Genomic DNA, 24890 nt, shown 5'->3' with positions numbered 1-24890 from the left:
TTCCTATATTTTAGACTAATAAAATAAATTTGTTTTTAAGTCCTATTTTTTCAATTTAGAATCGAAAGCGAAGAAGATCATTTGTATAAACAGTAGTAAAGACATTGCTATAATTTGCATGTGTACTACCTGCTCTAAACTGTCGTGAAAAAAGACTACTAATACCATTTGAAGCATCCCGAAAACTCCTGAAATTACTACAGGAATATATCTGTCTAACGATAAGTAGTAGTAAGCAAATATGTTTGATATGGCAAACAAACCAGTTGCTAACGCGTATTTCCATAATAAAGGCGCCATTGTTAAATAACTTTTTCCAAATAATAGTGTAATTGCTGTTTCGGGAAACAAAGCACAACCAATTACTATTGCAGTTGCAATTGTAGCAATGTAACCAACATATTTAAATAATATTGGAGCAGTTGCTTTCCCTTCTTTTTTAAGTTGTACTACTGTTGGTAATAATAACATTACAAACATCCAAGCTACGAAGTATACTATGCGGCCTATTAAGGCTAATGAAGCATATAATCCAGCATCGTAAGCATCGAAATAATGTTTTACTAATAAGATGTCACTATTGTTAATAATAATTTGTGTTAACTCGTAAAACGCAGTGATGATAAAAAAGTTTTTAACCTGTTTCGCTTTAGTTGCTTCAATAGCAATTGTCTTTTTAAAGTTTAAATTTTTTATTTTAAAAGGCACTAAACCAAAACCAAAAGAGATTAAAATACCAATGGCAATAACAACCGAAGATTGAATATTAAACAAGAATATTAAACCTAAAGTAATTATTAAACGACTTAACATTTCGGCTTGATATGTTATCGATAACCATTTAAATTCTTTTTTACCTTGAAACACACCTCTGTTTACACTCATTAAAAAATATAAAGGCACACCAATGCCAAAAATGGTAAACATACTAGAAGACGATGTATTAAAAACGGCTTGTAATTGTTTTGCAAATACAATAATTAAAGCACCTAATCCTAAACCTACAATAGTTGCATTTTTATAAATTTTAGAGACAAAGTTTGTAAAAGTTTCGTTTTCAAAAATAACCGAGAATTTTGCAGTTACCAATTGAAACGTCATGGCAACAAAAGATAGTACCAATAAAAAAGTGATTAATACTGCAGCATCTGCAAATTGTGCTGGACCTAAAACACGACCTAAAATAAGATTGTACAAATAGTTCCCTCCATTTACAGCTAATACGCTTAGCATAAATAATTGCTCTGGAGAGATTGTTTTCTTTTTTAAAATAGATAAAGCGTGCATCTTATTTGGTGTGTTTGGTGTTATTTAATTAGGCTATGTTCGAGAATTGAAAATCTTCATAAACCTCTTCACTTCTTTTTCCAACTATAAAAAATGGATTTAAAGACAAAGCTGCAGTTCTATACATTTCTTTTAAAGTAAATAATGCTGAAGCATCAATTTCGCATACATTATCAATATCAATTGTAAAGCTTTTAAAAGGGCTTTTAATAAAATCATAATGTGCTTTTAAGCTATTTACTGTTAAAACATTTAATGTTCCTTCTAAAGAAATAGTTGTGTCTTGTTGTGTAATTGTAAGTGCCATAGTTATTGTTTAATTAGGTTAAGTTCTATCTTTAATTATGCTACGTTTTGCGTTAATAGTTCTTCGTAAATTTCTTTACAACCGTTACCAACTATTGCAAATGGTTTGTTCCAAGATTTTGCATTATTATAAATAGACTTAATAGCTTCAACGCCATTAACATCAATTTCGGTAACCTTACTAATATCTATTGTTAAGTTTTTTAAAGTATTAAGTGTAATATTAAAATGTGCTTTAAAACTGCCTACTGTACTCGTGTTTATTTTTCCTTCTACTGTAAAAGTGTTATTGTTTCTTAATATTGTAAGTGCCATAATTGTTATTTTTAATTTGTTTCTGTTTAATTTCTGATACAAAGGTGCAACACAAACCTCTGAGAGACTGATGAATTTCGACGAGTGGACCATTGCTGTAGACGAATGATTGAATATGATTGCTTAACTTGCAAATGAATAAAAACTAGAACATGAAACTCAAATCGATACTCCTACTAACCTTATTATTAACTGTTGTCTTTAGCTACGCTCAAGACATGCAAGAAGGCTTTACTTATTTAGAAACTGGTAAGTATGCTAAAGCGGAAACGTTTTTTAAAACAATACTAAAAGAGTACCCAAATAATAAAACTGCAAGACTATGTTATGGTCGCGCTATAGGCTTAAACGGAAAACCTGAAGCAGCAAATACTTTATTTACAAACCTACTAGCAGATCATCCAGATGATTTTGAAGTAAAATTAAATTACGGTGAGTCTTTATTATGGAATAGCAATTTCCCTAAAGCTAAAACTTACTTTAAAGGTTTAATAAATGAAGACCCTAAAAGTTTCCCAGCATTATTAAGTTATGCCAATACATTATCTAATTTAAAAGAATACGAAGACGCATTAAAATATGTCGATAAAGCTTTAGACGTTTTACCAGGAAACCCAAATGCATTAACCTCAAAAAAATACATGTATTTAGGTTATGCTTACCAAAAGCAACAAGCACAACAGTATGACGAAGCTGAAGCATTATTAAAACAAAATCTAACGCTTTTTAATAACGACAAAGACACTTTATTAAATTTAGCTAACTTATATTTAATTGCAAATAGATATGACGATGCTAAAGCCACTTATAACATTTTAATAGAAAATCCTGAAAACAAAATCACAGCATTAAACGGTTTAGCTTTAGTATCTCACTTAAAAGGAAAAGAAAAAGACGCACTCAACTTAAGCACCGAAGCTTATAACAGTTTAAATAAAAATACAGGCGCAACACTTACACAACAAACGACAGAGCGTTATGCACAAGCTTTAATTTGGAATAAAAAATACAAAGCTGCAGATACACTTATTGCAAAATTAATTGAAACAAAACCTAACGACAATTGGGTTTTAGCTTTACGTGCAACGCTAAATATTTATAAAAGCGACTTTAAAAAGAGTGTTACAGATTACAATAAAATTTTAGTAAATGACAGCACATCGTTTGATGGTAACTTAGGAAACGCAAATGCTCTTAAAGCTATAGGAAAATATGATGCTGCTTATAAGTCTGCCGAAAACACTTTAAAATTTTACGCCAACCAAAAGGATGCAACTAACTTTATAAAAAATCTAGACAATACATTTACACCTACTTACGAAGGAAAAACATCGTATACTTTTGATAATGGTGACAATGAAGCATTTGCATTTAATAATAATTTAGAGTTTCCGTTTTCTACAAAATTTAAAGCCTTAGCAAGCTATAATTACAGAAGCACAACAAATCCTGTGACTAATAACGATGCAACCTCAAACGATTTTAGTTTAGGTTTATCTTACCAATTATTGCCTAATCTAACGTTTAAAGGTACCGCTGGATTAACCTCAGCAAAAGCAACGACTAACGATTACACACAGTTTTTAACAGACGTTTCTTTTAACATTAAGCCCTTTAAACTACAGGATTTAACTGTTGGTTACAAACGCGAATTACAAAGTTTTAATGCCGAATTATTAGATCGTGAAATCGTGCAAGATAATTTTTACGCTAATTACAGCTTAAACACCAATTTTAATTTAGGTTGGTTTACACAATATTTTTATACTAAACAGAGTGATGATAATGCAAGAAACCTCCTGTTTACTTCTTTGTACTATAATATTTTACCAAAACCATCACTTAAAGCAGGTGTAAATTACCAATACATTACTTTTAAAAACCAAGTCCCAACCATTTATTTTTCTCCAGAAACCTTTAATGCAGCAGAAGTATTTGCAAATATTATTAAAGATGAAGCGGTTACAAAACCTAAAGAATGGTTTTACGAACTAACAGCTGCAACAGGATTACAATTTATAGATGATGACAGTAGCCAAAGCACTTATCGTTTTCAAGGTAAATTAGGTTATAAATTTAACGACCGTTGTTTGGCAAATTTATTTGCTACGCGAAGTAATATAGCCTCTGCAACCGCAGCTGGATTTACTTTTAATGAAATAGGCTTACGTTTTAAATGGCTATTATTCGACAAACCTGTTTTTAGAGACTAACAGTAGTAACATTAAAAAAAAGCATAAAAAAACACAAGCATTACACTTGTGTTTTTTAAGTATAAAATACTTGGCTATCAATTATGCTTTACTTGCCTTAATTGGGCAACCTATAGCTTTAGTAATAGTAAGACTTGGCTTCTTACCAGCTTCTAATGCTTTAATGGCATCTTCAACATACTTTGTTTTTACATCTTCTGGAGCTTTAGAATTATCGTCTATTGCGCCAATGTATTGTACTTTTCTATCTTTATCTAATAAGAATACGTGTGGCGTTCTTACTGCTCCATATTGTGGATAGATTTTTTGTCCTTCGTCTACTAAGTAAGCAAAAGGGAATCCTTTTTCTTTTGCTCTAGCTTGCATTGCTGCATAACCTTCCTTTTCGTTTTCTGGGCTATTTGGGTTAATAGCTATTACAGAGTAACCTTGTGGTGCATAGGCGTTATGCAATTCGATTAAACGGTCTTCGTATAATTTTGCAAAAGGACATTCGTTACACGTAAATGTTACAATATAGCCTTTAGCATTATCTATACTTGCTAAAGATACCATTGCACCATCTACATTTTTAAGATTAAAATCTGTAGCGACTTCACCAATTTTATAACCTCCAATTTCTTCTAATGTTTTTGTTTGCTCTGGTCCTCCTCCGCTTGGTGGTCCTTTTCTATCGCCTCCATGTGGTGGTCCTTTTCGGTCTCCTTCATGGTGTTTTCCTTTTCCATCTCTTGGTGGATGCTCTCCATCTGGCCCATGTTTATGGTCGCCACGTTCTGCATGCTCTAAAGCGGTCTCTTTTTTATTGCTTTCTTTGTCTTTGCAAGACACTAATACGATTGCCAAAACCGCAATCAAAGCAAATACTACTCTTATTCTTTTCATCTTAAATTATTTGTTAATTGTTTTATTTATTTCGGCTTCTAAGTCTTCTGCACTTTCAAAAGAACGCTCGTAAAATGCACGTTTTTTATTATTAAAAATGATTGTATATGGTATGGCTCCAGACCAATTAGGATCTATTTTATCGATCCAAGTGTTGGAATCTGCATCGTCTAAAACCACCACTTTATTGGTTATGTTTTTTTGCTTTAAAAAAGGTTTTAGCTTTGTTTCTTTGTCTTTAGGAAAGTCCATACTTACTAATAAAACCTCAACCTCTGGATGTGCATCTGAATAGGCTTTAATATATGGCAACTCTTTTACACATGGTGCGCACCACATGGCCCAAAAATTAACAATGTATGTTTTGTTGGTATTTGTATATAGTAGAGGTTCAATGTCTTCAAAATTATAAACAGGAATACTATCGTTAATAGTCGTTACTGTTTTACTTGCTACAGAAACTTCTTCTGTTTTTGTATTGTTACAACTCACAAAAAAACACACTACTAATAGTGTGTAAAATAACTGCTTTATCTTTTGTTTTGAAATGATAGTGTTTCTCAAAATCTATTGGTTTATTTTTATTAGACTTTGAAAAATAGAAAAGGTTTAATAGGGATTATTATTTTTTGAACGTTGTTGTATAAGAATAGTTGCGGGCTTGTATGCGAGGTTTTTCTGAAGGAAAATCAGACGTAACAAAAGTACAAAACCGTAATTATTGTTGTAGGGTGTTTTTATTTCCGATAACCCTCTATAATTATAGTGTTCAATTCCTCATAGAATTCAATATTCAGTTTTTTCAATTCAGTTTTTAATTCCGACGTACTATTCAGAATTAGTTTCTCCAATTCCAAGAACTCGATAAAATTGCCAGAGTAGTCAATTAGAATAGAATTATGTTCAAGTTCAAAAATGTCGTTAACTTTTTTTATATCAGACGTAAGCAAAGTTTTTAATTCAAATTCAAAATTGTTCTGTTCAATCCATTCAAAAATTCGAAACCATTTTTGATTATTCAATAGACTTCCGTAGTTTTTTTCGAGTATAAAGTTCAGAGTTTCTTTAATTCGAGAATCTCTCTTTTCTTTATTTCTTAAATGATACGTTTTGCTTTTTTTCGTCATTTCTCAAATTACCTAAAACGTTGTTGTATATGGTTTGTTGCGTGTTTCAAGCAACTAATTTAGTAAATAATTACTGACCAAGAAAGTCCGCGAGGAATTTCGTAAGTGGGCGAGAAGCGAGCAATAAATTATATACGGTGTTAGCATTTCGTTATTTTAGAATTTCTAATTTATAAAGTATAAATCCAACAAGAAAGAATAGTACTATTCCAACCCACAAAGCATATTTTTGAAATTTCTTTTTCTTTTTTAGTTTAATAATCTCTGTATCAACATATTCGGCTTGATGTATTTCATTCATTGACTTTAACTTAATGACGCATTGTTCTAATTTTGTCAAACAAGCGTCAGAAAGTAAATTAATATGCTCTTCATTATTTCCTGCTTTCCATCCGTTTGATTTAATGGTAGATAACATTAAATTAACAAAATTCATTATTTCGTCTGCGTTATTTGGAATATAGGTAGCAATTACATCTTCTTTTTTTGAATTGAATTTTTTAATTTGTTCTTTTTCTTCTAAATCTTCCTCGTAAACATCAGAAAAAAAATCTTTTCCTTTGCTTAATAGGCTTTCCTTGTTTTCGCTTTTGTATTGACCTTCTGTTCGATTAACGTCAACTCTATGTGGTGTAGAATGTCCGTCTCCAAATACTTTATTACTGACCCATTTTCCAGTATTTTTTCCGATTTCACGCTTAAACGAATCTGTAGCTTTCCCCATCTTTTTTTTCTTTTCTCTATAATTAGCAATTTCCTTATTGTATCCTTCTATTATTTTTTTTTGATTCTCAATATTTCTTTTTCCAGATTCTTGATAATGTTTTGGAGCTTTATTAGTTCTCTGTCGAGCCATATTTTCTCTGGTACTTTTTATAGCTTGACGTGCCGATGCTATACTACTTTTAAGGTCTTCTATTTCTCTTTTGTACATTTAATATTAATGATTGGTTTTTTTAATGAATGCTAACTCCGGACAAAAAGAACAAATTCTTATCATCCAGAAAACTAATACCATAAATGTACTATTTAAAAATTCGCAAATATTGAGGTTTCCCGTAATTGCTATTAAAAGTTTTTAACAAGGTGCAATTGCTTTGGTCATTTTAGATAAAATTCAAGAAATTATTTAGTCATTTAATAAGAACTTAGATGTCTCTTGTAAATAACAGATAGGTTTCTTCCTATTAACAATTCACATTAAAACAAAAAAATGGACAAAAGATTACTCTTTTGCCCATTAGTAGAAACCAATATTAAATTGCTATTATAAACCCTAGGTTTCTACGCTATCAATCAAAAAAAACTAAATAAAAGTATTACTTTACTAGTAACTTCAAGGGACTGTAATGTGTTTGTGTACTCGATAATTTACAAATGTATAATCCAGTACTAAGATTTTGTTTACTTATTGCTATTTGGTTTTTACCAGGTTGTGCCTTTGCTGTTGTCTGGTAAACCATTTTACCTAATTGATTGTAGATAATTAAGTTTACTGTTTCGCTTTGGTTAGCCGTATAGTGTATGTTTGCGTTATTTAACATTGGATTTGGAAACACTGCTAGTGAGTTTGTTGCTGTTTCCGTTTCAAAAGCATTAACAGACAATGTATTACCTTTAGAGAAACGTACATCTTGCAATTGCATTTCGTGTGTTATACTTGTTCCATTTTTACTTACCATTGTAAATACCATGGTTACAATATCGTTAGCATTTAATGCGGTTCCTAGAGACGATGTAAAATCTTGAAATGCTATAACATATTCTTGATTTGTTTCTGTTAAAGCTATTGTTGCCTTGTATTGCTCGTCCCAATTGGTTAGGCTTTGTTTTACTAGTGTAATCTCTAAATCTCCTGTTCCGTTTGCTTTTAATTTAAGGTTGTTATACGCTGCTAAATCTACAGCTTTAAAACGTGGTGTTAACGCTCTGTAAGCTGCAAAATAAGTGCTTGTTGTTGCATTAAGTGTTAGATTTCTTTCTACAGGAAAATCTTCGGTTTCAAATGTGTTTGTGTTGGCTTCAATAGTATAGTTATTTACTGTTGTACTGTCTTGAGAATCATCGACTCCCCAAGGACCATCAGACATAAATAAATCGTCTGGTGTATTAATGCCATCTCCTATTCTAAAACCAACATCAAATAAATGCCCTGTTGGCACTGTAATATTTGTAATGTAATTTTGGTTTAAGTTAAGTGTAGATGTTGTGTAATTAAAATCGCTAGTTTCTGTTACTCTGTATCCCGAATCGAAATTAACAACATTGGTTGCATTGGTGTTTATAATTTGAAGATCTAAAGCGCCATTATTATATTTTCCTTTTCTTACAAATACTGTTGGTGGTGTAGATAATTGGTAACCAGATATTGTTTTTTCGGCATTTAAAAGATTTAAAACTTCTTCTGCTAAAAGGTATAAATCGTCTATAGAATCTGACCAAATTTGAAAATTATAGAAGGTTACATTCTCTTGGTACAAATCTAAATTCCAGTGGCTTTCTATAGCAAAATTAGTGTCGTTATTTTCTACTTTAGCCGAAAGACTTAGTACGTATTCAAAAGAACCATCGGCATTTTTAATAATCGATTTTATAAAAGGCTGGTCGTTAATACTAATAGTAGAAACTGTAATTAGTTCTGCACCTAATAATCTGTCGCAAATATACTTTGTGTGTTCATAGACACCGTTTTCTGTTTTTAAAGCTAATACAGAAGCAATTGATGCATCGTTTTGCATGTAATCTACAGAGTACACTTCTGTTGCATTTGTTATGTTTAGTAAATCTTGTGGTGTAGAGTCTATTGCATAATCCTCGTTAATGGTTGTTAATGGCACAAAATCTTGTAATTGAAAACCTGTAAATGATGTTTTGTTTGCAGCATTACTAGTATCTCTAGTGACACGTTTTGCTGTTTTTTGGTTAAACTTATAACTATGTTTAGCACGGTTATAATTACGTTTGTTAATGGCATCAGATAATCTTCCGTTGCTTTCTAAACCGCCATCATTAGCTGTAGAAGGTGGCGCGATTACAGCACAGGTACCAAAACCTGAACATGAAGGATCTTCGCAATCTATTAACCCATCACCATCGTCATCTATACCATTATCGCAAATTTCTTGTGCTACAGGAGCTGTTGGGCAACGTGCTCCATCGTTACTAGCACTTGATGGGCCGAAAGCAAATAAATTAGAGTCCATAATAGATGTTGCCGTTAAGTCTTGCACATTTTGAATAACATAAATCGTTCCTGTTTGGTTTGCAGACACATAAAAACGACCTGAAGCATCAAAATAAACGGCACCATAAGTATAATTAAGTCCTGATAGAATTGGAACTGGACCTAAAGCCTCTACAACACTTGTGTTTGGATTAATACGATATAAAATATTAGTACCTTTTGCTACTGCATATAAGTTACCATCTACGGCATTAAAAGCCCAATCGTGAATGCTTATATTTTGAGATAATGTTTCTGTAGATAAGTATTGCGTGTAAGTTGCAGAATCTGGATTTAAATCTACTTTATAATAAGTTGTTCCTCCTGCTTTAAAATAATAAATACCGTTTGGACTAATATCGCCTACGTATTTATTACCAGTAGTTAATTCTGGAAGCGTAAAGCTTGTTGTTTGAAAATCGTCACCAATTCTTACAATCGTTCTAGAAGGTGTACTTAAATATCCCCAAATATAACCGTCTGCAGGATTATAAGCCGTTGCGTTTATATTACCTGCTGTAATATCTGAAGCTGCAAGGTAAGAATTACCAGATGCAAGATCTATTGCGTATACATCGTTATATTGAAATAAATAGGCACTAAAATCGCAATTAAAAGGATTATTTTGAGCTTGACTTGTAAAACCAAAAAGTAATATTACTATTGTTACTATTTGATTTTTAACGGTGTGCATTTTTGTTATCATATTATGCTTATTTCTTATTTACAAGACAAATTTACTTTAGAAACTGGTCTTAAAATGTGTTTTTCGATTACTGTAATTTTAGTGTAGACGAATGGTCATTTCCTGTAGACAAACGATTTTACCTTATCTTTTAACAAAGATGTTAGTAAAGTAGTTTTTACCATTAGCATCTTGTTTTGTAGAGATTCCAAAATCTGTAAAATCTGGGTTTACCATATTTAATCTATGCGCTTCACTGTTTTTCCAGGCATTAACTACAGACGTTGCTTTAGTAAAGCCATAACCTACATTTTCTGAGACATTTATAGCATTAACTGCTGTTTCTAAATTTTGTGATCTTAAATAAAAATAATCATGACTTGTTACACCTTTATTAACCATGTATTGATTATGTGTAGAGGCCTCATTAGAAGCTTCGTTTAAAATATTTAAGGCATTAAGACCTTGAGAAATTCTGTAAGTATTAATAAGTTCTGCTATTTCATAATCTAGTTGCGTGTATTCTGCTGTTGTATTATTAGAATTGTACTCTTCTGGAATATTATTATCCTCTTCTACTGAACAAGACATTAAAAACGTACTAAATAAAACGGCTACTAAAACTAATTTTCTCATCGTGGTTGGTGTTATTTGATGACAAAATTAATTTGAAAGACTCTAGATTTTTTTCTTTTTCGATTAGGCGCCTTTTAAATGTAGACGAATGGTTAAACAAGGCAGTTAAACCGATTTATTTGCGTTTTTTAACGACTAAATGCAAATTAATAATACAAAAGCAACTTTTCATCGTTATAATAGACCAAGTATCGACAACTAAAGCACTCTATTATTTAAGATTTAAAAAAGAGCGCTCTAATTATTATTGCATAAAAAAAAGACAGAAAAATTAATTCCTGTCTTTTTTTTACTATTAATCAATCATCCCTAAGTGATTATACTTCAAAGGTAATTTGATTAAGAGTTATTATGTTTTTTACAACGTCTTCTAAAACAACTTTAAGATTAACGCCTTAAATAACCGTCGAAATACATGCTTATAGTAAGTTTAGACGTTTCATTAATTCTGGCCTGTTAGATCTACTTACAGGAATCACATCTTTTTTAATTAAAACACTATTATCTTCTATATCTATAATTTTTTGAACGTTGATAATATAAGACCTGTGTACTTTCAAAAACAAACTATCTGGTAGCTTGTCTGCTATTTTTTTTAATGTAGAATGTACTGTGTAGTTTTTATCTTCTGTTTTAACTTGAATATAATCGCCTTTTGCTTCTACTAAATAAATACTTGGGATATCTATTTTAATTAAGCGCCTATCTATATTTACATATAAATCGTTACCAGAAGTAGCTTCTACCTTTTCACCTTTCGAAACCGTTTCACTTGGCTTATTTTGTTTAGACTCTGCCTTTTGTATGGCTTTATCAAAACGCTCTTGCGTTATTGGTTTTACTAAATAATCTACAATACAATCGTACTCAAACGCTTGAATAGCAAAGTTAGGATCTGATGTTGTTAAGATTATTTTTGGTGGATTTTTAAGCGTTTCAATAAAATCGAAACCTGTAAAATCCGGCATATGTATGTCTAAAAATATTAAATCTACTTCGTTTTGATTTAAATACTTTATGGCTTGCATTGCATTAGGAAATTCTTCTAAAACGTTAAGACTTGGAAGCTTTGAGCATAACTGTGTTATAATCATTCTAGCAGTAGCTTCATCATCAATAATAATGCAATTCATAGGCTATATTTAAAGTGTCTCTAGATATTTTGTTATGTTGCTAAGTATCGCTTCAAATTGGTCTTTACCTTCGGTTTTCCCTTCTTCTAAGTTCTTCTCGTAATTTACAGCGATTTCATACCCTTTTTCAAGGCCTAAAATACTAATTTTATGTTTAAGTTTATGCACGTTGCCTGCTGTTAACTTAAATTTTTTAGCGTTGTAATTATCAAAATAGATTTGTTTCTCCTCTGGGAACTCCATTTTAATAATTTCAATTAATTTTTGTTTAAAAACCTCATCTCCTCCCGAAAGGTTGTTAATATAACTTTGGTTAGGTTGTTCCATCACGATTTTTTTTTAAGGTGAAATAAAAAGTAGTTCCTATATTTACTTGAGATTCAAGCCATATTTTACCTTCATATAATTCTACAATTTTTTTAACAATAGATAGACCTATACCTGTAGATTCTGGGCTGTTTTCTAACTTTATAAATGTTTTAAAAATTTTATTAAAATAAGTTTCCTCAATACCTTTTCCATTATCGCGTATATAAAATTGCCAATATTCTTGTTGGTCTTGGGCAACTATCTCTATAGTGCCTTTTTCTTTATTATTATATTTTATAGCATTGCTAATTAAGTTTTGAAACAATTGTTGCAACCTATATTTATCTCCTTTTATAATTGGCAAATTTATTTTTGTAATGCTAATATTTTTGGGAATATGCATGCTATTTAATATATTTTCAATTAAACCGTTTACATCAACATTATAAATTTCTACTTGGTCTTTTCCAATGGTTGAATACTCTAAGATACCATTAATTAAAGTATCCATTTTTTCTACATTATCTCTAATGAGACTTAGTGTGTTTTTTCCGTCATCGTCAAAAGCATCCTTATAGTCTTCAGATAGCCAAGTAGTTAAAGCATCTATACTGCGTAATGGTGATTTTAAATCATGAGACACCATGTGTGCATAATCACTAAGTTCCTGATTTTGATGCGCTAACTCATTTAACATAGATTGTTTTTGTTTATTAACCTCAACAATTTCCTTGGTTTGGCTATCTATAAAATCTACTAAACCCGAACCTGTTAACTCAACGTCTTCTAATTTCTCATCTTCTTTTAAATTATAAAACTTTAAAGTATTAATAACGCTTTTTAACTTATCGATAACTTTTTTTTGTTCTTCTGCTTCGTTTTGTAATTTTCTGTTTGCAGCATATAACTCGTCTGAACTAATAGCCATAGCTCTTTGAATCATTGTTGATTGTTCCTCAAAATTGTTGTAAGAACTATCTACAGCGTTAAGAAATACAGCTAACTCTTTATTTTCTTTTAATTCTTCGCTTAAAAATTTGCGTAGTTGTCTTTTTAATAATGAATTCATTATTCACTCATTAGCGTTATCGTCATTGTTTGGTTGTGTAGTTGGCATGCTACTTCTCCATGAAAAGGCGCTATTTCACCATAGGAATAAAAGCCACTCGTTACAGTATCTGCACCTAAGACCTCTATAACCTCCTCTATTTCTTCTTCAACACGTTGATCTAGAACTAATTTTCTACCTATACAACTTACTAAAATTGCTAATTCCGGCTTGTTTTTTCTATATTCTAACGCTTGCCTTGCTGCACGTTCTGATGCATTTGCAATATTATCGACATTAGTCATCATGAGCTGTACTTTAGAGTTTTGCTTAATATCTCCTGCTAATATTACAGTATTTTCTTCTTCATTTATATTTAAAATAGATCTTACAATAGATTGCTTTTCGTCTATAGATGTAACGTTTAAAGGATATAACAAAGCTGCACCAGGAAGGTCTTTTGCTTTGTCTCCTAAGTATTTTTTATACAAATCTAAAGCTGGTTGCCCATCTAACTCATAAAGTATGTTGTTTTCAGATTTTGTTACAATACGTTCAGGCCCAAAAGGTGTCCATCCACCATGTATTGAAAAAGATATTTCGAGTGTATCGCCATAAAAACCAATAGCAACTAACTCTCCTTCTTTAGGGTTTTCGTTGTAAGATGCTAGTGTTTTTTCAAAACGAGCATCGTCACCACATAAGCCACCAGTTATTAATAAATTGTTTTCTGTTGAATTATTCATTCCTTTGGTAAGTTGGCTACCATTAATAAAACTACCTTCCGAAACTACAAACACATATTTTAGTCCGTCTTGTGGTAATTGTTCAATAAGGTTTTTTCCTGTTTTAAAACTATCTAAATCTGTATTTAAAATATTACTAGTTTTAATTACAAACTTACTTTTTTCAAATTCTATTGCTGTAATTGTAATACTATCTTGGTTTACAGTATTAGATGAAATTTCGGCACATGAAGAAGCGAAAACGATATGTCCATCTGGAAAAAACTGCTTAACTTCTGCATAAACAGTAGGCTCTTCTAACATAAATCTATTACCAAACACTAAAACTAAAGGTTCTTTTATCTCTTTATTTTTAGTAACATACTCCCAATTTTTATTTTTATGTTTTACTAGCTGTACTGTTTTCATTTTTATTTTTTTAATGTGAAATAAAAGGTGGTACCTACATTGGGTTCACTATCTAACCAAATTTCTCCTTCATGTAAATTGACAATCTTTTTAACAATAGACAAACCTATTCCTGAAGAATCTTTACTTTTCTTTAAAGAATGAAAAATTTTAAATATTTTATCGTGATACTTTTTATCAATACCAATACCATTATCTTGTATTGAAAATTTATAATGGCTTTTTAAATCTTCTACATCTATTATAATATTTCCATCGTCCTTATCTATAAACTTAACCGAATTACTAATTAGGTTTTGAAACACTTGCTGTAATTTTGTTTTATCGCCTTTTATAACAGGTAAAACATTGCATTTTTTTATAATAATGTGCTCTGGAATATATAATATTTTTATTAAGTCATTAAACATAGTTTCTATGTCTACATCTTCTTTTTTTGATGTTTCTGCACCTACACTAGAATAATTTAATACATCTGTAATTAATTGTTCCATCTTCTCTAAAGTAGTTTCAATAAGACCGAAATTTTGAAGACTTACAGCATCTAACTTTCCTTTATTATCTTCTTTTAACCAGCTAACTAAAGCATCGATACTGCGTAATGGCGATTTTAAATCATGAGAAACGATATGCGCGTACTCTTGTAACTCGTCGTTACTTTTTTCAAGTTTTTCTAATAATTTTTCTTTTTGAAATTCTAGATTTTTAGTTTCTGTTACATCTAAATGTATTCCAATAGAACCAATTATTTCACCATCTAAATTATAATTTGGAGCTCCACTTACCAACCAATATCTTCTCTTTCCTTTTTTACAAATGGCTTCAAACTCATAAGAATTTGATTCACCTTTTTTACGCTTCTCCCTTTCTTCTTTTAATAACCCAGCACCTTCTTTAGACGAAAAAAGTGTTCTTGCATTCTTTCCTATAACTTCAGCCTCAGTATAACCAGACATTTCCTCAAAACTCTGGTTTACCATTAGGATTTGGTCGTTATTATTTAACTCTACCATTCCTAAATTCATATTCGCAATAATATTATAATATTTTTGCTTCTGTGCCTCAAGACTCTTTCTATAGGTACGTTTTAAAGTAACATCGGTAAAGGTCCATAAAAACCCTTTAGACTTCTCTCCAATTATTATTGGCATATAATTACGCTCTAGAATTTTACCATCTACCATCTCTAGTTCGTCACCAATAACCACTTTCTTTTCTAAATCTATAGCGCGCATTCTATTTAAAAATCCTTCTGGATCTTTAAACAAAACTTTGTTACGCTCTGAAGCAGCAACACAGTCCATACCAACTAAATCTTTAGGGTTTGCATCTATACCAAAAAGCTCACAGAACTTATTATTTGTGAGTACTATATTTCTATTTTCGTCTTCTAAAACAATACCACTGTCTAAATTAACAATAAGAGATGCTAATCTATTTTCTGACTCTATTAGTTTTTCAGCAGATGCTTTTTGTGCTGTTATATCCCTAACAATTCCTTGTGCGGCAATTGGCTTTTTGTTTTTATCAAATACAATACTTCCATTAATATGTACCCATTTTACTTCCTTAGACTTGGTGTAAACTCGGGCTTCATAATCTTTAAAAAAACCTTTAGTCTGTAAATCTAAAAAAGAAGACATCGCATATTGATAGTCTTCTTTGTGTATAAGGTGTGTTACATTAATTTTATCTCGAGTTATATCGTATCCAAAAAGTTTAGTAGCAGCTTCATTAAATTTTATAAAATCGCCTTTTAAATCTATAACAACATAGGCATCTAAAATGTTTTCGAAAATACCTTCTAGTTGCGAAGATTTCTCGTCTAATAGCTCCTCTAGTCTTTGGGAGGTTAAATAGAGTTCTCTTGATTTTTCTTCAAGAATTTTCTCAGCAGCTTTTCTTGCCGCCTTTTCTCTTTTTAAAGCACGTTCTAATATTTCCGTTTGGTTTACACTCATTAATTTTTATGAATAACAAATCTAACTTCCGTTCCATCTTCTTTAATTTTTTGCAATTCTATTTTAGCCGTTGAATTAAAATGCTCAAATGTTTTATTCATTAATCCTAAACCAAAGTGATGCATTGCTCGACTAGATGTATAAATCATTATTAAAGAATTTTTTGTCTTTTCTACAACTTCAAAAGTTGGAAGCTCAGCATCTGGATATATTTTCCTGACCTCTACATGTATGTGATTTTCTATTGAAGAAATCATTTCAATAGGATCTTTATAAGTTGCTAAAAGTCCAGGATAACTTTTTTCTATAACACTAAAAAAGTGCTCTGCATAAACTAATAATAAATTATCTATAGAAATACCGGTGTTTTCACTTAAATGCCCTAATAGTTGTAACATTTCTGAAAAACTATAAGTTCCTACAGAGGTATAAACACCTTCAGATTCTAAAGTAGAACTGGTTATAATATTATCGACCATTTCAAGACCAAACTTATCTTCTACTAACTCTAAAAATTCTGTAAAAACTATTCCTTTCATACTTTAAACTACAATTAATTCATTGACACTCCAATATGCTAATAATTTTTCAATTTTACTAACATAATCTTCATACTTTAATGGTTTTATTACATAACCAGCGACTCCTGTTTTGTAACATTCTAACAAATCTTTTTTATTATTAGATGTCGATAAAATAATTGTTGGAATGTATTTTAAAACGTCGTCGGCTTTTAAAATTTTTAAAAACTCAATACCATTTATTTTGGGCATATTTAAATCTAACAAAATAATATCTGGCAGATTATCTTTTTGCTCTAAAACTTCTAATGCTTCTTCTCCATTATTAGCCTCAACTATAGTGTGATCTAGTTTCAGTCTTGAAATTGTTCTATTCAATTTCATGATCTCTATCATATCGTCTTCTATAAGAAGTATTTTAAGTTTTTTCACCATTACGAGGGTTTTTGTTTTAATAATTACAAAGCTATCGTAATTGATAATTTTAAATTTTAAATTTCGTTTAGAACGATTTAAGTGTCGACGAATAACGCTTAAGTGTCGACGAATGGAAATGTTTTTTTTTAAGTTTTAAAAAACGCTATAGCCTCAAGAGTATTTAATTCTGCTCTATCTTTAACTGCGTTTAGCTCTTGAAGAAAACTTAAAGAATAACTATTTTCTTTTCTACCATCCAAATACATTTCAAAACAAGAAATAAACTCTAATTGTTTTAAATTATCATGTAGATATTTACAATGTTCTTCCTTCTTTTCTAGCTCAGTCTCAAGGCTCTTTCTTTTTTCTACAACGGTGGTATTCTTTTTTAATAGTATTGAAAAAATAGTGTTCTTAAAAAAATTCATATTATCGAGGGCTAAAATTAATTATACCACGAAATTAAATTTATACACTCTCTTATTTATTAAAATTCTTTCTATCCAAATTATTGTGTCGTTAAATAGCCATTATCTATCGACCAGTAGTTTTTACAACTGTATTTCCTGACGTCTTTTCTTGGTCATTCCTTTTACAACCATAGCATAAGAATGGTCTATTAATTCCAAAATAAACTTAGGTTGTAATTCGCCTTTGTAGATGTAAACAGAATTCCAATGCTTTTTACTCATGTGAAATCCTGGCTCTATACTTTCGTATTGAGCTCTTAGTTCTAATGAATAGTCTGGATCTGCTTTTAGGTTTAATGAAGCCGAACCTTCTTCCCATTTATTTAAAGGAGCTAGAGCAAACATTTTTCCGGCTACTTTAAATACTAATGTGTTTTGATCGAACGGAAAGGTTTCTTCTGCTAGCGGTTTACTAAGACAATACGCTCTAACTTGTTCGATATTCATGACATAAATTTATAAGAAAAAGAATTAATTTTCTTCTAAATGGTTATTTTTTGATTGTGTTCTAGATGAAGATTTTCGGGGATTAGAATTAGATCTTATACTGGTATGTATATCTAAACTTTCTAAAACCTCATTAATGTATTGTAAAAATTTGTTCATAATAGCTGGGTTTAATTATTATAACAATAAAACTATATTAATAACAACTAACTATAACATTATCATAGCACTACAAAAATATATTCGATTAAGTGTTATTAACACCGCTAAAATACACATAATAAAACATAATTCAATATTAACTAATTGTTAATTTCTTTCTTTACGGTATTTCCCACCTCTAATGCAGTGTAATCGAGTTTCCAACCAATGGTTTGCACAATTCCCTCTATAATTAATATTGAATCTAGCGCTTCTTTTTGTGCAATTTGAAACAAGCCGCTTTGCGGTACTTTTTCTCGAATATGAAGTTTGGCTTCGTTATGCAAGTCTGTTAAATCGTTAGCCTGAAACTTATTAAACATCCCATCTTGCTTATCGTAATACTTTAAATTTGTTTCTATTGAAAGTATTTCCGCTTGCGGAAAATGTTTTAAAGTTACCATTTTAGTTTCCGGATTAGCATCCATAGCTATTTTAGATAAATCGAAACCAACATGTGCTTTTGCATCTATAATTACTAACGCTTTTTTTCTACTCGACACGAGTTTTAAAAATCGTTCTTTTACATCTTCGTAATGGTAGATTTCTGCAAAATCACCTTCAACACTTATAATTTTACATACCTTTTTAATCTTATCTAAAAGGATAACAGATTGTGTTTGCGCTAACTTTTTGCCTTGAATGTGTTTAACATATGTAGACACACCTAAAGCTGACAAACCTCCAAATATGATTCCAAAAATTATTTCCATATTATTCTATCTTGTATAAAACAGGTTTGCTAGGTGTCGCATCGTTCTCTATAGGTGCAATTTGTAGGTTTAAAATATAACTACCATCCTCTACTTTATTGGGTACATAAATTAACTCTGTAATTGTAGCATTGGTTCTTATTTCTCCACTAACATCCCAAAAGGCTTTGTGTGCCAATAGTTTTCCCTCGTCTTTTTCCTTATCTATACTTGGCAAATCTATTAGCAAATGTAAGATGCCTTTTTCTTTTAAAAATTGAGCAGCTTCCTCTGTTAAATAAGGCCAATTAGTATGCGAATACTGTCTCGATTTTTTATCTTTTGTATTTGGCATTGTACGAATAACCAATGCTTCTGGAGATTTCCTTTTTAGTAAATATTGAATTTGTTTTTTAGATATCACTTTATCTTCTCCAACAACTTCTGGTGCTACAGTAATTACTTCGGCTGTAAACATAAAACGCTTTAAGCATTTATTTATGCTATAAAACTTCTCTGTAATATGCCCAACACTTTCTGTATGCGTACCATGAGCATGTGGATTAAAAGAGATATTATTAAAATTAATAGCTGCTCCTTCTTTTACACTAGCTATCCAGTTATCTATAACTACGGGTTCTATTTTTGGAGCATCTACATACCATGCATTTGCATTTTTAATAGAGGCACGTAAAGGCATAGAAATATCTAATGGTTTAGATAAATCTATTTTAATTTTTCTTGATTTTATTTGTATTGTTGCTAGCATTTAATCTTTATTATCTTTCGAAACTGTTGCTATAGGTCGTTATACCCATATCTGACGTAACAGTTGTTTTTATTGTTAAATTGGCATCGTTTAAGGTTTCTATTATATGTTCTGTTGATGAATTGGCTTCAAAATCTTGAGTTGTTAAAGTAGTACCTTGTATAATAATCTCGTCTGTTTCTTGGTTAAAAAACAACTCATTATTAATAATATTATAATTACCTGTGTATTTAAAAGTGTTAAACTCATTATCGCTACACGTTATATTTCCCGAATCTAAAAGTTCATAGTCCAGGTTTGTATTAAACGTGTAATTGTTCTGTTCCTGGCATTGGCCAACTTTATACCAAACGCCAATTATTTTTGCTTTATTAATAATAGTTGTATCGTTATCTCCATCATCGTCTGAACCACAATTAAAGGCTATAATAGAAATAAAAATTAAAAATACTAATCTTGTAAAGGTTCTTTTATTCATTTTTATAAATCAATTTTAAACAAATCACTAGCAATTCCATCACTCAAGAATTTGCTGTTTTTGGTCACTTTTAGCGTTTCATCCTCAATATACAACAAATGTTCGTTTATGTGCTTTTGCGAATGTTTCAATAAATAACTTTCAAAAGTAATGCCAAAATCTTCACGTACTTTTTTAATTGAAACTCCCCAAGCCATCCTTAAACTTATCATAATATACTCGTTATACTGATCGTTTAGCGATAAGGTTTCCATCTCTATTGGCAACTCATTATTTTGTATCGCTTTTATATACTTTGTATTATTCTCTACGTTCCAACCACGCTGTTTCCCGTTAAAAGAATGTGCAGATGGACCAATACCAATGTAATGTTTACCTTGCCAATACGCAGTATTGTTCCTGCTAAAATAACCAGCTTTACCAAAGCTTGACAACTCGTAATGCTCATAATTATTAGCTTCTAACTTCTCTACTAAAATATGAAATTGCTCTTCTACTAATTCGTCAGGAGTATTTTTAATAACACCTTTATCTATAAAGGATTTTAAAGCCGTTTTAGGCTCTACCACTAATGCATAACTAGAAATGTGTTTAACGCCAAAACTTAAAGCCGTATCAATATTCTCTATCCATTCTTGGCTAGTAGTGCCTGGAATACCATAAATTAAATCGAGCGAAATATTATCGAAATGCTTGACAGCTTCTTCTAAACACGAATGTGCTTCGGAAGTGTTATGTGCACGATTCATGAGTTTTAAATCTTTTTCTAAAAAAGATTGAATACCTATTGACAGTCGGTTTACTGGACTTTTAGATATTTCAATTATGCGACTATTAGTTAAATCGTCTGGATTGGCTTCTAAAGTAATTTCTGGTGTGTCTGAAACTTTATAATTTTTGTAAACCGAATCTATTATTTTTTTTATTTCTTCTGAAGACAACAATGAAGGTGTTCCGCCTCCAAAATAGATAGTTTCTACGGTTACATTTTTAAAGTCGTTTTTTCTCATTTCAACTTCTGAAATAAGCGCATCAATCATTTCTTCCTTCTTTTTCAATGATGTCGAAAAATGAAAGTTACAGTAATGGCAAGCTTGCTTGCAGAATGGTATGTGTATGTATATTCCGGACATCGTTAGTTTTCAGTCGTAGTCGCAGTTTTCAAGTTGTAACTAGACTTAAATTTATTTTCGTTTAATTTGATAAAATCTAGAATAGATTTATACTCGTTTGGATTATAATAATAATATTTAATATTCCAAGCCATATTTTGCGCAAAGACAAAACTTACTTCTTAACTCTCTTCTCATTCTGCTTAACAAAAGCACTCCAACCAGAATAACTTTTACCAATCTCAACACGACCTTGATTATAAAAATGGCAAACTGCTGCAGCTAAACCATCCATAGAATCTAAGTTTTTAGGTATGGTTTTTAATCCAAGCATACTTTGCAGCATTTTAGCAACCTGCTCTTTACTTGCATTACCATTTCCTGTAATTGCCATTTTAATTTTCTTTGGTGCATATTCCGTAATCGAAACTTCGCGAGACAAACCTGCTGCCATAGCAACACCTTGCGCACGACCAAGCTTTAACATACTTTGTACGTTTTTACCAAAAAATGGTGCTTCTATCGCTATTTCGTCTGGATGATGCGTGTCTATTAACTCGATAGTACGCTCGAAAATAAGTTTAAGTTTAAGATAATGGTCATCGTACTTTTTTAGATCGAGTTCGTTAAGTTGCAAAAAATGCATCTTTTTATTCACTACTTTTATAAGTCCGAAACCCATAATTGTAGTTCCTGGATCGATACCTAATATTATTTTTTCTTCTGCCATTTAATTACAAGTTCTACAACCACTTAAAGAAATTGAAGCGCCAACAGTTACGTTAAGCATATTTCCATTAAAACTACCTGCACCATCTATTACCGGATCGAATTCTTTTGCAAATCCCAAAATATAAGAACCATCTACAAATAATGAAACTGTTCTAGAAATACCATAATGTAATTCTATTCCTGCCATTGCATTTAAATATGAATTTGTATTTTCTCTATAAATATCTAAAGGTTTTATCATGGTGTAACCTGGACCTGCATGCAGCATAATACCCATTTCTATTGGAAGAAAAGTAAAATCTCCTGCTGTATCGTAAACAAACTGCGCATTTATTCTAGTGTAGTTTACTTTAAAATCTAATGTATTGTCCGCATTCGAAAAACGGTTATAACCAAAATCAACCTTAACACCTAATTTGGGTTTAAACATATGTTGTACACCTAAGTTAATGGTAGGAAAATTAGCTCCTTTTGCTTCAAATGGTTCTATTAAGCCTGATTGCGACGGACTATTTAAACCTACTGCAAATATTGCTTTCCATTTACTAGTTTCTTGTTGAGAGAAACCTAAAGTACTCACTAAAAATAGGACTAAAAGACAATAGTAATTAAATTTGGACATCATTCTATAATATTTGGTTTAATTTGCAAGCACCATTATATAACGCTTTGCACAACGCTTTATCATACAAAACTAAACAATTCTTTTTTGTACTTATTAAATTAAGCATTGTTGTTGGTGCTTTTTATTTTATTTACAACAAATTAGTAAATAACAACTCTTTAGATCTTTCTGAATTTGCCACCTTTTTAACTGAAAACAAGATTTTTTCAACTAAAAATATTATTTCATTACTGTTTTTAAGTGTTATTAATTCATTTTTAGAAATATCGAAATGGAAAATATTAGTTTCTTCTATTAAAAAAATCACTTTCCCTGAAGCTTTACAACAAAGTTTAGGATCGCTTACAGCATCACTCTTTACACCAAACCGCATTGGCGAATATGGAGCAAAAGCCATCTATTTTAAAAAGCTTTATAGAAAGCGTATTTTACTTTTAAACCTTATAGGTAACATGATGCAAATGGCAGTTACTGTTATTTTAGGTACTATAGGCCTTATATTATTTCTGCAATATTATCCTATTGAAATTAACACGCACAAAGTTTCCAAATTCCTTATTATTATTCTCGTAATTTTGGCCTTTCTACTCTTCGGTTTAAAACAGAAAAGGTATAGGATACAAGGAATTTTAATTAAAAAAGTAAAGCGGTTTATTACAGAGTTGCCCTTTAAAATTAGTGTACTTACTTTTCTAATTTCAACACTACGCTACTTAGTATTTTCGTTTCAATTTTATTATTTATTACATCTTTTTGGAGTGCAGCTTAATTATAAAGATGCTATGATAATTATAACTTCCATGTACTTATTAGCATCTGTTATTCCTTCAATATTTATATTCGATGTGGTTGTAAAAGGTAGTGTTGCTGTTTATTTATTTTCTTTTGCAGGTGTGAATGAATTTACTATACTCTGTATCATTACAACCATGTGGTTTTTAAACTTTGTATTACCAAGTATTTTTGGAAGCTATTATGTGCTTAGTTTTAACTTTGATAAACAAAACGATTTATAATGATTTCTACTTTAATAATCATAACTATTTTCTACTTGCTATTAATTTTATGGCTTGCTTTTGGTTTTGATAAAGTTGAAGATTTTAAAGCTGAAGACTTAAAACCTGAAACTAAATTCTCGGTCATCATTCCGTTTAGAAATGAAGCTAAAAACCTACCAGATTTGCTTGCTTCAATCAACATATTGAATTACCCGAAATCGCATTACGAATTTATTTTTGTCGATGATGAGTCTAATGATGCTTCAGTTAACTTAATAATGCGCTTTCTCACATCATTTCCAAATGACTCACAGATAATTAATAACGTTAGAGTATCAAACTCACCTAAAAAGGACGCCATTACTTCGGCCATAAAAACTGCTAAACACGATTGGATTGTTACTACAGATGCAGATTGTGTACTCCCAAAATTTTGGTTGGACACTCTGGATCATTTCATACAAAGAGAACAATGTAAAATGGTTGCTGCTCCTGTTACTTACCATGAGGTCAATTCATTTTTAAAACGATTCCAACTCTTAGATTTTTTAAGTTTAATTGGTGCAACCATTGGTGGTTTTGGTATAGGCAAACCATTTTTATGTAATGGCGCAAATTTGGCTTATAAAAAGGATCTTTTTTTAGAACTTAATGGTTTTAATGGCAATAATAACATTGCAAGTGGAGACGATATTTTTCTACTTCAAAAAGCAATTAACAGCAATAAAAATGATGTTCAATTTTTAAAATCCAAATCTGTAATTGTAAAAACGAAAGCGCAACCAACATTTAAAACACTAATAGCACAACGCAAACGTTGGGCAGCAAAAACATCTAGTTACAATTCTGTTTTTGGCAAAGTAGTTGGATTAATTGTGCTGTTAATGAATGCTGTTTTAGTTAGTAGCTTTACTTTTGTATTACTTGGATTACTTCAACCTAAACCATTACTTTATGTTTTTATAATAAAAAGTCTAGTCGATTTTTTGCTTCTTTTTAAAACTGCACGCTTTTTTGAGCAAGAAAGCCAACTATCAAGTTTTCTATTTTCTAGTATTTTATATCCTTTCTTTAGCGTTTATATTGCCTTTATATCTTTATTTACAACGTATAAATGGAAAGGTAGAAGTTTTAGGAAGTAATATA

At 30.7% G+C, this 24890-nt stretch carries 26 protein-coding genes; 3 read left to right on the top strand and 23 right to left on the bottom strand.

Features of this window, described 5'->3' with window-relative positions; all coding sequences use genetic code 11:
- Positions 1 to 42: 42 nt before the first annotated feature.
- From ASC44_RS11060 to ASC44_RS11050, 3 genes are read right to left on the bottom strand one after another with little or no spacing between them, the layout of a single operon-like run.
- On the bottom strand, positions 43 to 1287 hold the full coding sequence (locus ASC44_RS11060; protein WP_055447658.1) for an oligosaccharide flippase family protein: 1245 nt from the start codon (positions 1285 to 1287) through the stop codon (positions 43 to 45).
- A gap of 28 nt (positions 1288 to 1315) precedes the next feature.
- The gene (locus tag ASC44_RS11055; protein ID WP_055447657.1) at positions 1316 to 1594 is read right to left on the bottom strand and encodes a hypothetical protein; all 279 of its coding nucleotides are present in this window, start codon (positions 1592 to 1594) and stop codon (positions 1316 to 1318) included.
- Between the two features lie 35 nt (positions 1595 to 1629).
- Entirely contained in the window at positions 1630 to 1908 is a 279-nt protein-coding gene (locus ASC44_RS11050; RefSeq protein ID WP_161805018.1) for an STAS domain-containing protein, read from the bottom strand.
- A 152-nt stretch (positions 1909 to 2060) separates the two neighbouring features.
- Here ASC44_RS11050 and ASC44_RS11045 point away from each other — a divergent pair, with 152 nt between their 5' ends.
- Complete coding sequence (locus tag ASC44_RS11045; RefSeq protein WP_055447655.1) at positions 2061 to 4121, top strand: tetratricopeptide repeat protein; 2061 nt, start codon at positions 2061 to 2063, stop codon at positions 4119 to 4121.
- An 81-nt stretch (positions 4122 to 4202) separates the two neighbouring features.
- Here the strand turns inward: ASC44_RS11045 and ASC44_RS11040 are convergent, their stop codons facing one another.
- The 20 genes from ASC44_RS11040 to ASC44_RS10940 form a co-directional block, all read right to left on the bottom strand.
- On the bottom strand, positions 4203 to 5006 hold the full coding sequence (locus ASC44_RS11040) for a redoxin domain-containing protein (protein WP_055447654.1): 804 nt from the start codon (positions 5004 to 5006) through the stop codon (positions 4203 to 4205).
- A gap of 6 nt (positions 5007 to 5012) precedes the next feature.
- Positions 5013 to 5570, bottom strand: coding sequence for a TlpA family protein disulfide reductase (locus tag ASC44_RS11035; RefSeq protein ID WP_241491428.1), 558 nt, complete (start codon positions 5568 to 5570; stop codon positions 5013 to 5015).
- 714 nt (positions 5571 to 6284) lie between these two features.
- On the bottom strand, positions 6285 to 7067 hold the full coding sequence (locus ASC44_RS11025) for a hypothetical protein (RefSeq protein WP_055447652.1): 783 nt from the start codon (positions 7065 to 7067) through the stop codon (positions 6285 to 6287).
- Between the two features lie 385 nt (positions 7068 to 7452).
- Positions 7453 to 10062, bottom strand: a complete 2610-nt coding sequence (locus ASC44_RS11020; RefSeq protein WP_055447651.1) for a DUF6923 family protein — start codon at positions 10060 to 10062, stop codon at positions 7453 to 7455.
- 123 nt (positions 10063 to 10185) lie between these two features.
- Positions 10186 to 10677 carry a CAP domain-containing protein gene (locus ASC44_RS11015; RefSeq protein ID WP_055447650.1) on the bottom strand — a complete coding sequence of 164 codons (492 nt, stop codon included), beginning with the start codon at positions 10675 to 10677 and terminating at the stop codon, positions 10186 to 10188.
- Between the two features lie 419 nt (positions 10678 to 11096).
- Complete coding sequence (locus ASC44_RS11010) at positions 11097 to 11810, bottom strand: LytR/AlgR family response regulator transcription factor (protein ID WP_055447649.1); 714 nt, start codon at positions 11808 to 11810, stop codon at positions 11097 to 11099.
- A 9-nt stretch (positions 11811 to 11819) separates the two neighbouring features.
- Complete coding sequence (locus tag ASC44_RS11005) at positions 11820 to 12137, bottom strand: hypothetical protein (RefSeq protein WP_055447648.1); 318 nt, start codon at positions 12135 to 12137, stop codon at positions 11820 to 11822.
- Positions 12124 to 13188: a sensor histidine kinase gene (locus ASC44_RS11000; protein ID WP_055447647.1), complete on the bottom strand. Its 1065-nt coding sequence runs from the start codon at positions 13186 to 13188 to the stop codon at positions 12124 to 12126. The genes ASC44_RS11005 and ASC44_RS11000 overlap by 14 nt, the downstream gene beginning before the upstream one ends.
- On the bottom strand, positions 13188 to 14321 hold the full coding sequence (locus ASC44_RS10995) for an FIST signal transduction protein (RefSeq protein ID WP_055447646.1): 1134 nt from the start codon (positions 14319 to 14321) through the stop codon (positions 13188 to 13190). The genes ASC44_RS11000 and ASC44_RS10995 overlap by 1 nt, the downstream gene beginning before the upstream one ends.
- Positions 14322 to 14323: 2 nt before the next feature.
- Positions 14324 to 16282, bottom strand: coding sequence for a PAS domain-containing sensor histidine kinase (locus ASC44_RS10990; protein WP_055447645.1), 1959 nt, complete (start codon positions 16280 to 16282; stop codon positions 14324 to 14326).
- On the bottom strand, positions 16282 to 16821 hold the full coding sequence (locus tag ASC44_RS10985) for a heme NO-binding domain-containing protein (RefSeq protein WP_055447644.1): 540 nt from the start codon (positions 16819 to 16821) through the stop codon (positions 16282 to 16284). The genes ASC44_RS10990 and ASC44_RS10985 overlap by 1 nt, the downstream gene beginning before the upstream one ends.
- 3 nt (positions 16822 to 16824) lie before the next feature.
- Positions 16825 to 17238 (bottom strand): response regulator, encoded by a 414-nt coding sequence (locus ASC44_RS10980; protein ID WP_055447643.1) that lies wholly within the window; start codon positions 17236 to 17238, stop codon positions 16825 to 16827.
- Positions 17239 to 17366: 128 nt separating this feature from the next.
- Positions 17367 to 17648, bottom strand: a complete 282-nt coding sequence (locus ASC44_RS10975) for a hypothetical protein (protein WP_055447642.1) — start codon at positions 17646 to 17648, stop codon at positions 17367 to 17369.
- 123 nt (positions 17649 to 17771) lie between these two features.
- On the bottom strand, positions 17772 to 18137 hold the full coding sequence (locus ASC44_RS10970; protein WP_055447641.1) for an MmcQ/YjbR family DNA-binding protein: 366 nt from the start codon (positions 18135 to 18137) through the stop codon (positions 17772 to 17774).
- Between the two features lie 302 nt (positions 18138 to 18439).
- Positions 18440 to 19051 carry a DUF4230 domain-containing protein gene (locus ASC44_RS10965; RefSeq protein WP_055447640.1) on the bottom strand — a complete coding sequence of 204 codons (612 nt, stop codon included), beginning with the start codon at positions 19049 to 19051 and terminating at the stop codon, positions 18440 to 18442.
- A 1-nt stretch (position 19052) separates the two neighbouring features.
- Positions 19053 to 19799 (bottom strand): cyclase family protein, encoded by a 747-nt coding sequence (locus ASC44_RS10960; RefSeq protein ID WP_055447639.1) that lies wholly within the window; start codon positions 19797 to 19799, stop codon positions 19053 to 19055.
- Positions 19800 to 19809: 10 nt separating this feature from the next.
- The gene (locus ASC44_RS10955; RefSeq protein ID WP_055447638.1) at positions 19810 to 20277 is read right to left on the bottom strand and encodes a hypothetical protein; all 468 of its coding nucleotides are present in this window, start codon (positions 20275 to 20277) and stop codon (positions 19810 to 19812) included.
- Positions 20278 to 20279: 2 nt separating this feature from the next.
- Positions 20280 to 21410, bottom strand: a complete 1131-nt coding sequence (gene hemW / locus ASC44_RS10950) for a radical SAM family heme chaperone HemW (RefSeq protein ID WP_055447637.1) — start codon at positions 21408 to 21410, stop codon at positions 20280 to 20282.
- Positions 21411 to 21564: 154 nt separating this feature from the next.
- Positions 21565 to 22119 carry a crossover junction endodeoxyribonuclease RuvC gene (gene ruvC / locus ASC44_RS10945; protein WP_055434809.1) on the bottom strand — a complete coding sequence of 185 codons (555 nt, stop codon included), beginning with the start codon at positions 22117 to 22119 and terminating at the stop codon, positions 21565 to 21567.
- The gene (locus tag ASC44_RS10940; protein ID WP_055447636.1) at positions 22120 to 22746 is read right to left on the bottom strand and encodes an outer membrane beta-barrel protein; all 627 of its coding nucleotides are present in this window, start codon (positions 22744 to 22746) and stop codon (positions 22120 to 22122) included.
- Positions 22747 to 22790: 44 nt separating this feature from the next.
- Here ASC44_RS10940 and ASC44_RS10935 point away from each other — a divergent pair, with 44 nt between their 5' ends.
- Positions 22791 to 23762: a lysylphosphatidylglycerol synthase domain-containing protein gene (locus ASC44_RS10935; RefSeq protein WP_055447950.1), complete on the top strand. Its 972-nt coding sequence runs from the start codon at positions 22791 to 22793 to the stop codon at positions 23760 to 23762.
- A complete protein-coding gene (locus ASC44_RS10930) occupies positions 23762 to 24886 on the top strand; it encodes a glycosyltransferase family 2 protein (RefSeq protein ID WP_055447635.1) in 1125 nt (374 codons plus the stop codon). The genes ASC44_RS10935 and ASC44_RS10930 overlap by 1 nt, the downstream gene beginning before the upstream one ends.
- Positions 24887 to 24890: the final 4 nt, after the last annotated feature.

The sequence above is a fragment of the Lacinutrix mariniflava genome (assembly GCF_001418015.1).
Classification (GTDB): domain Bacteria; phylum Bacteroidota; class Bacteroidia; order Flavobacteriales; family Flavobacteriaceae; genus Lacinutrix; species Lacinutrix mariniflava.
Note: the sequence above shows the minus strand (reverse complement) of the source record. Positions and strands in the feature narration are given on the sequence as shown.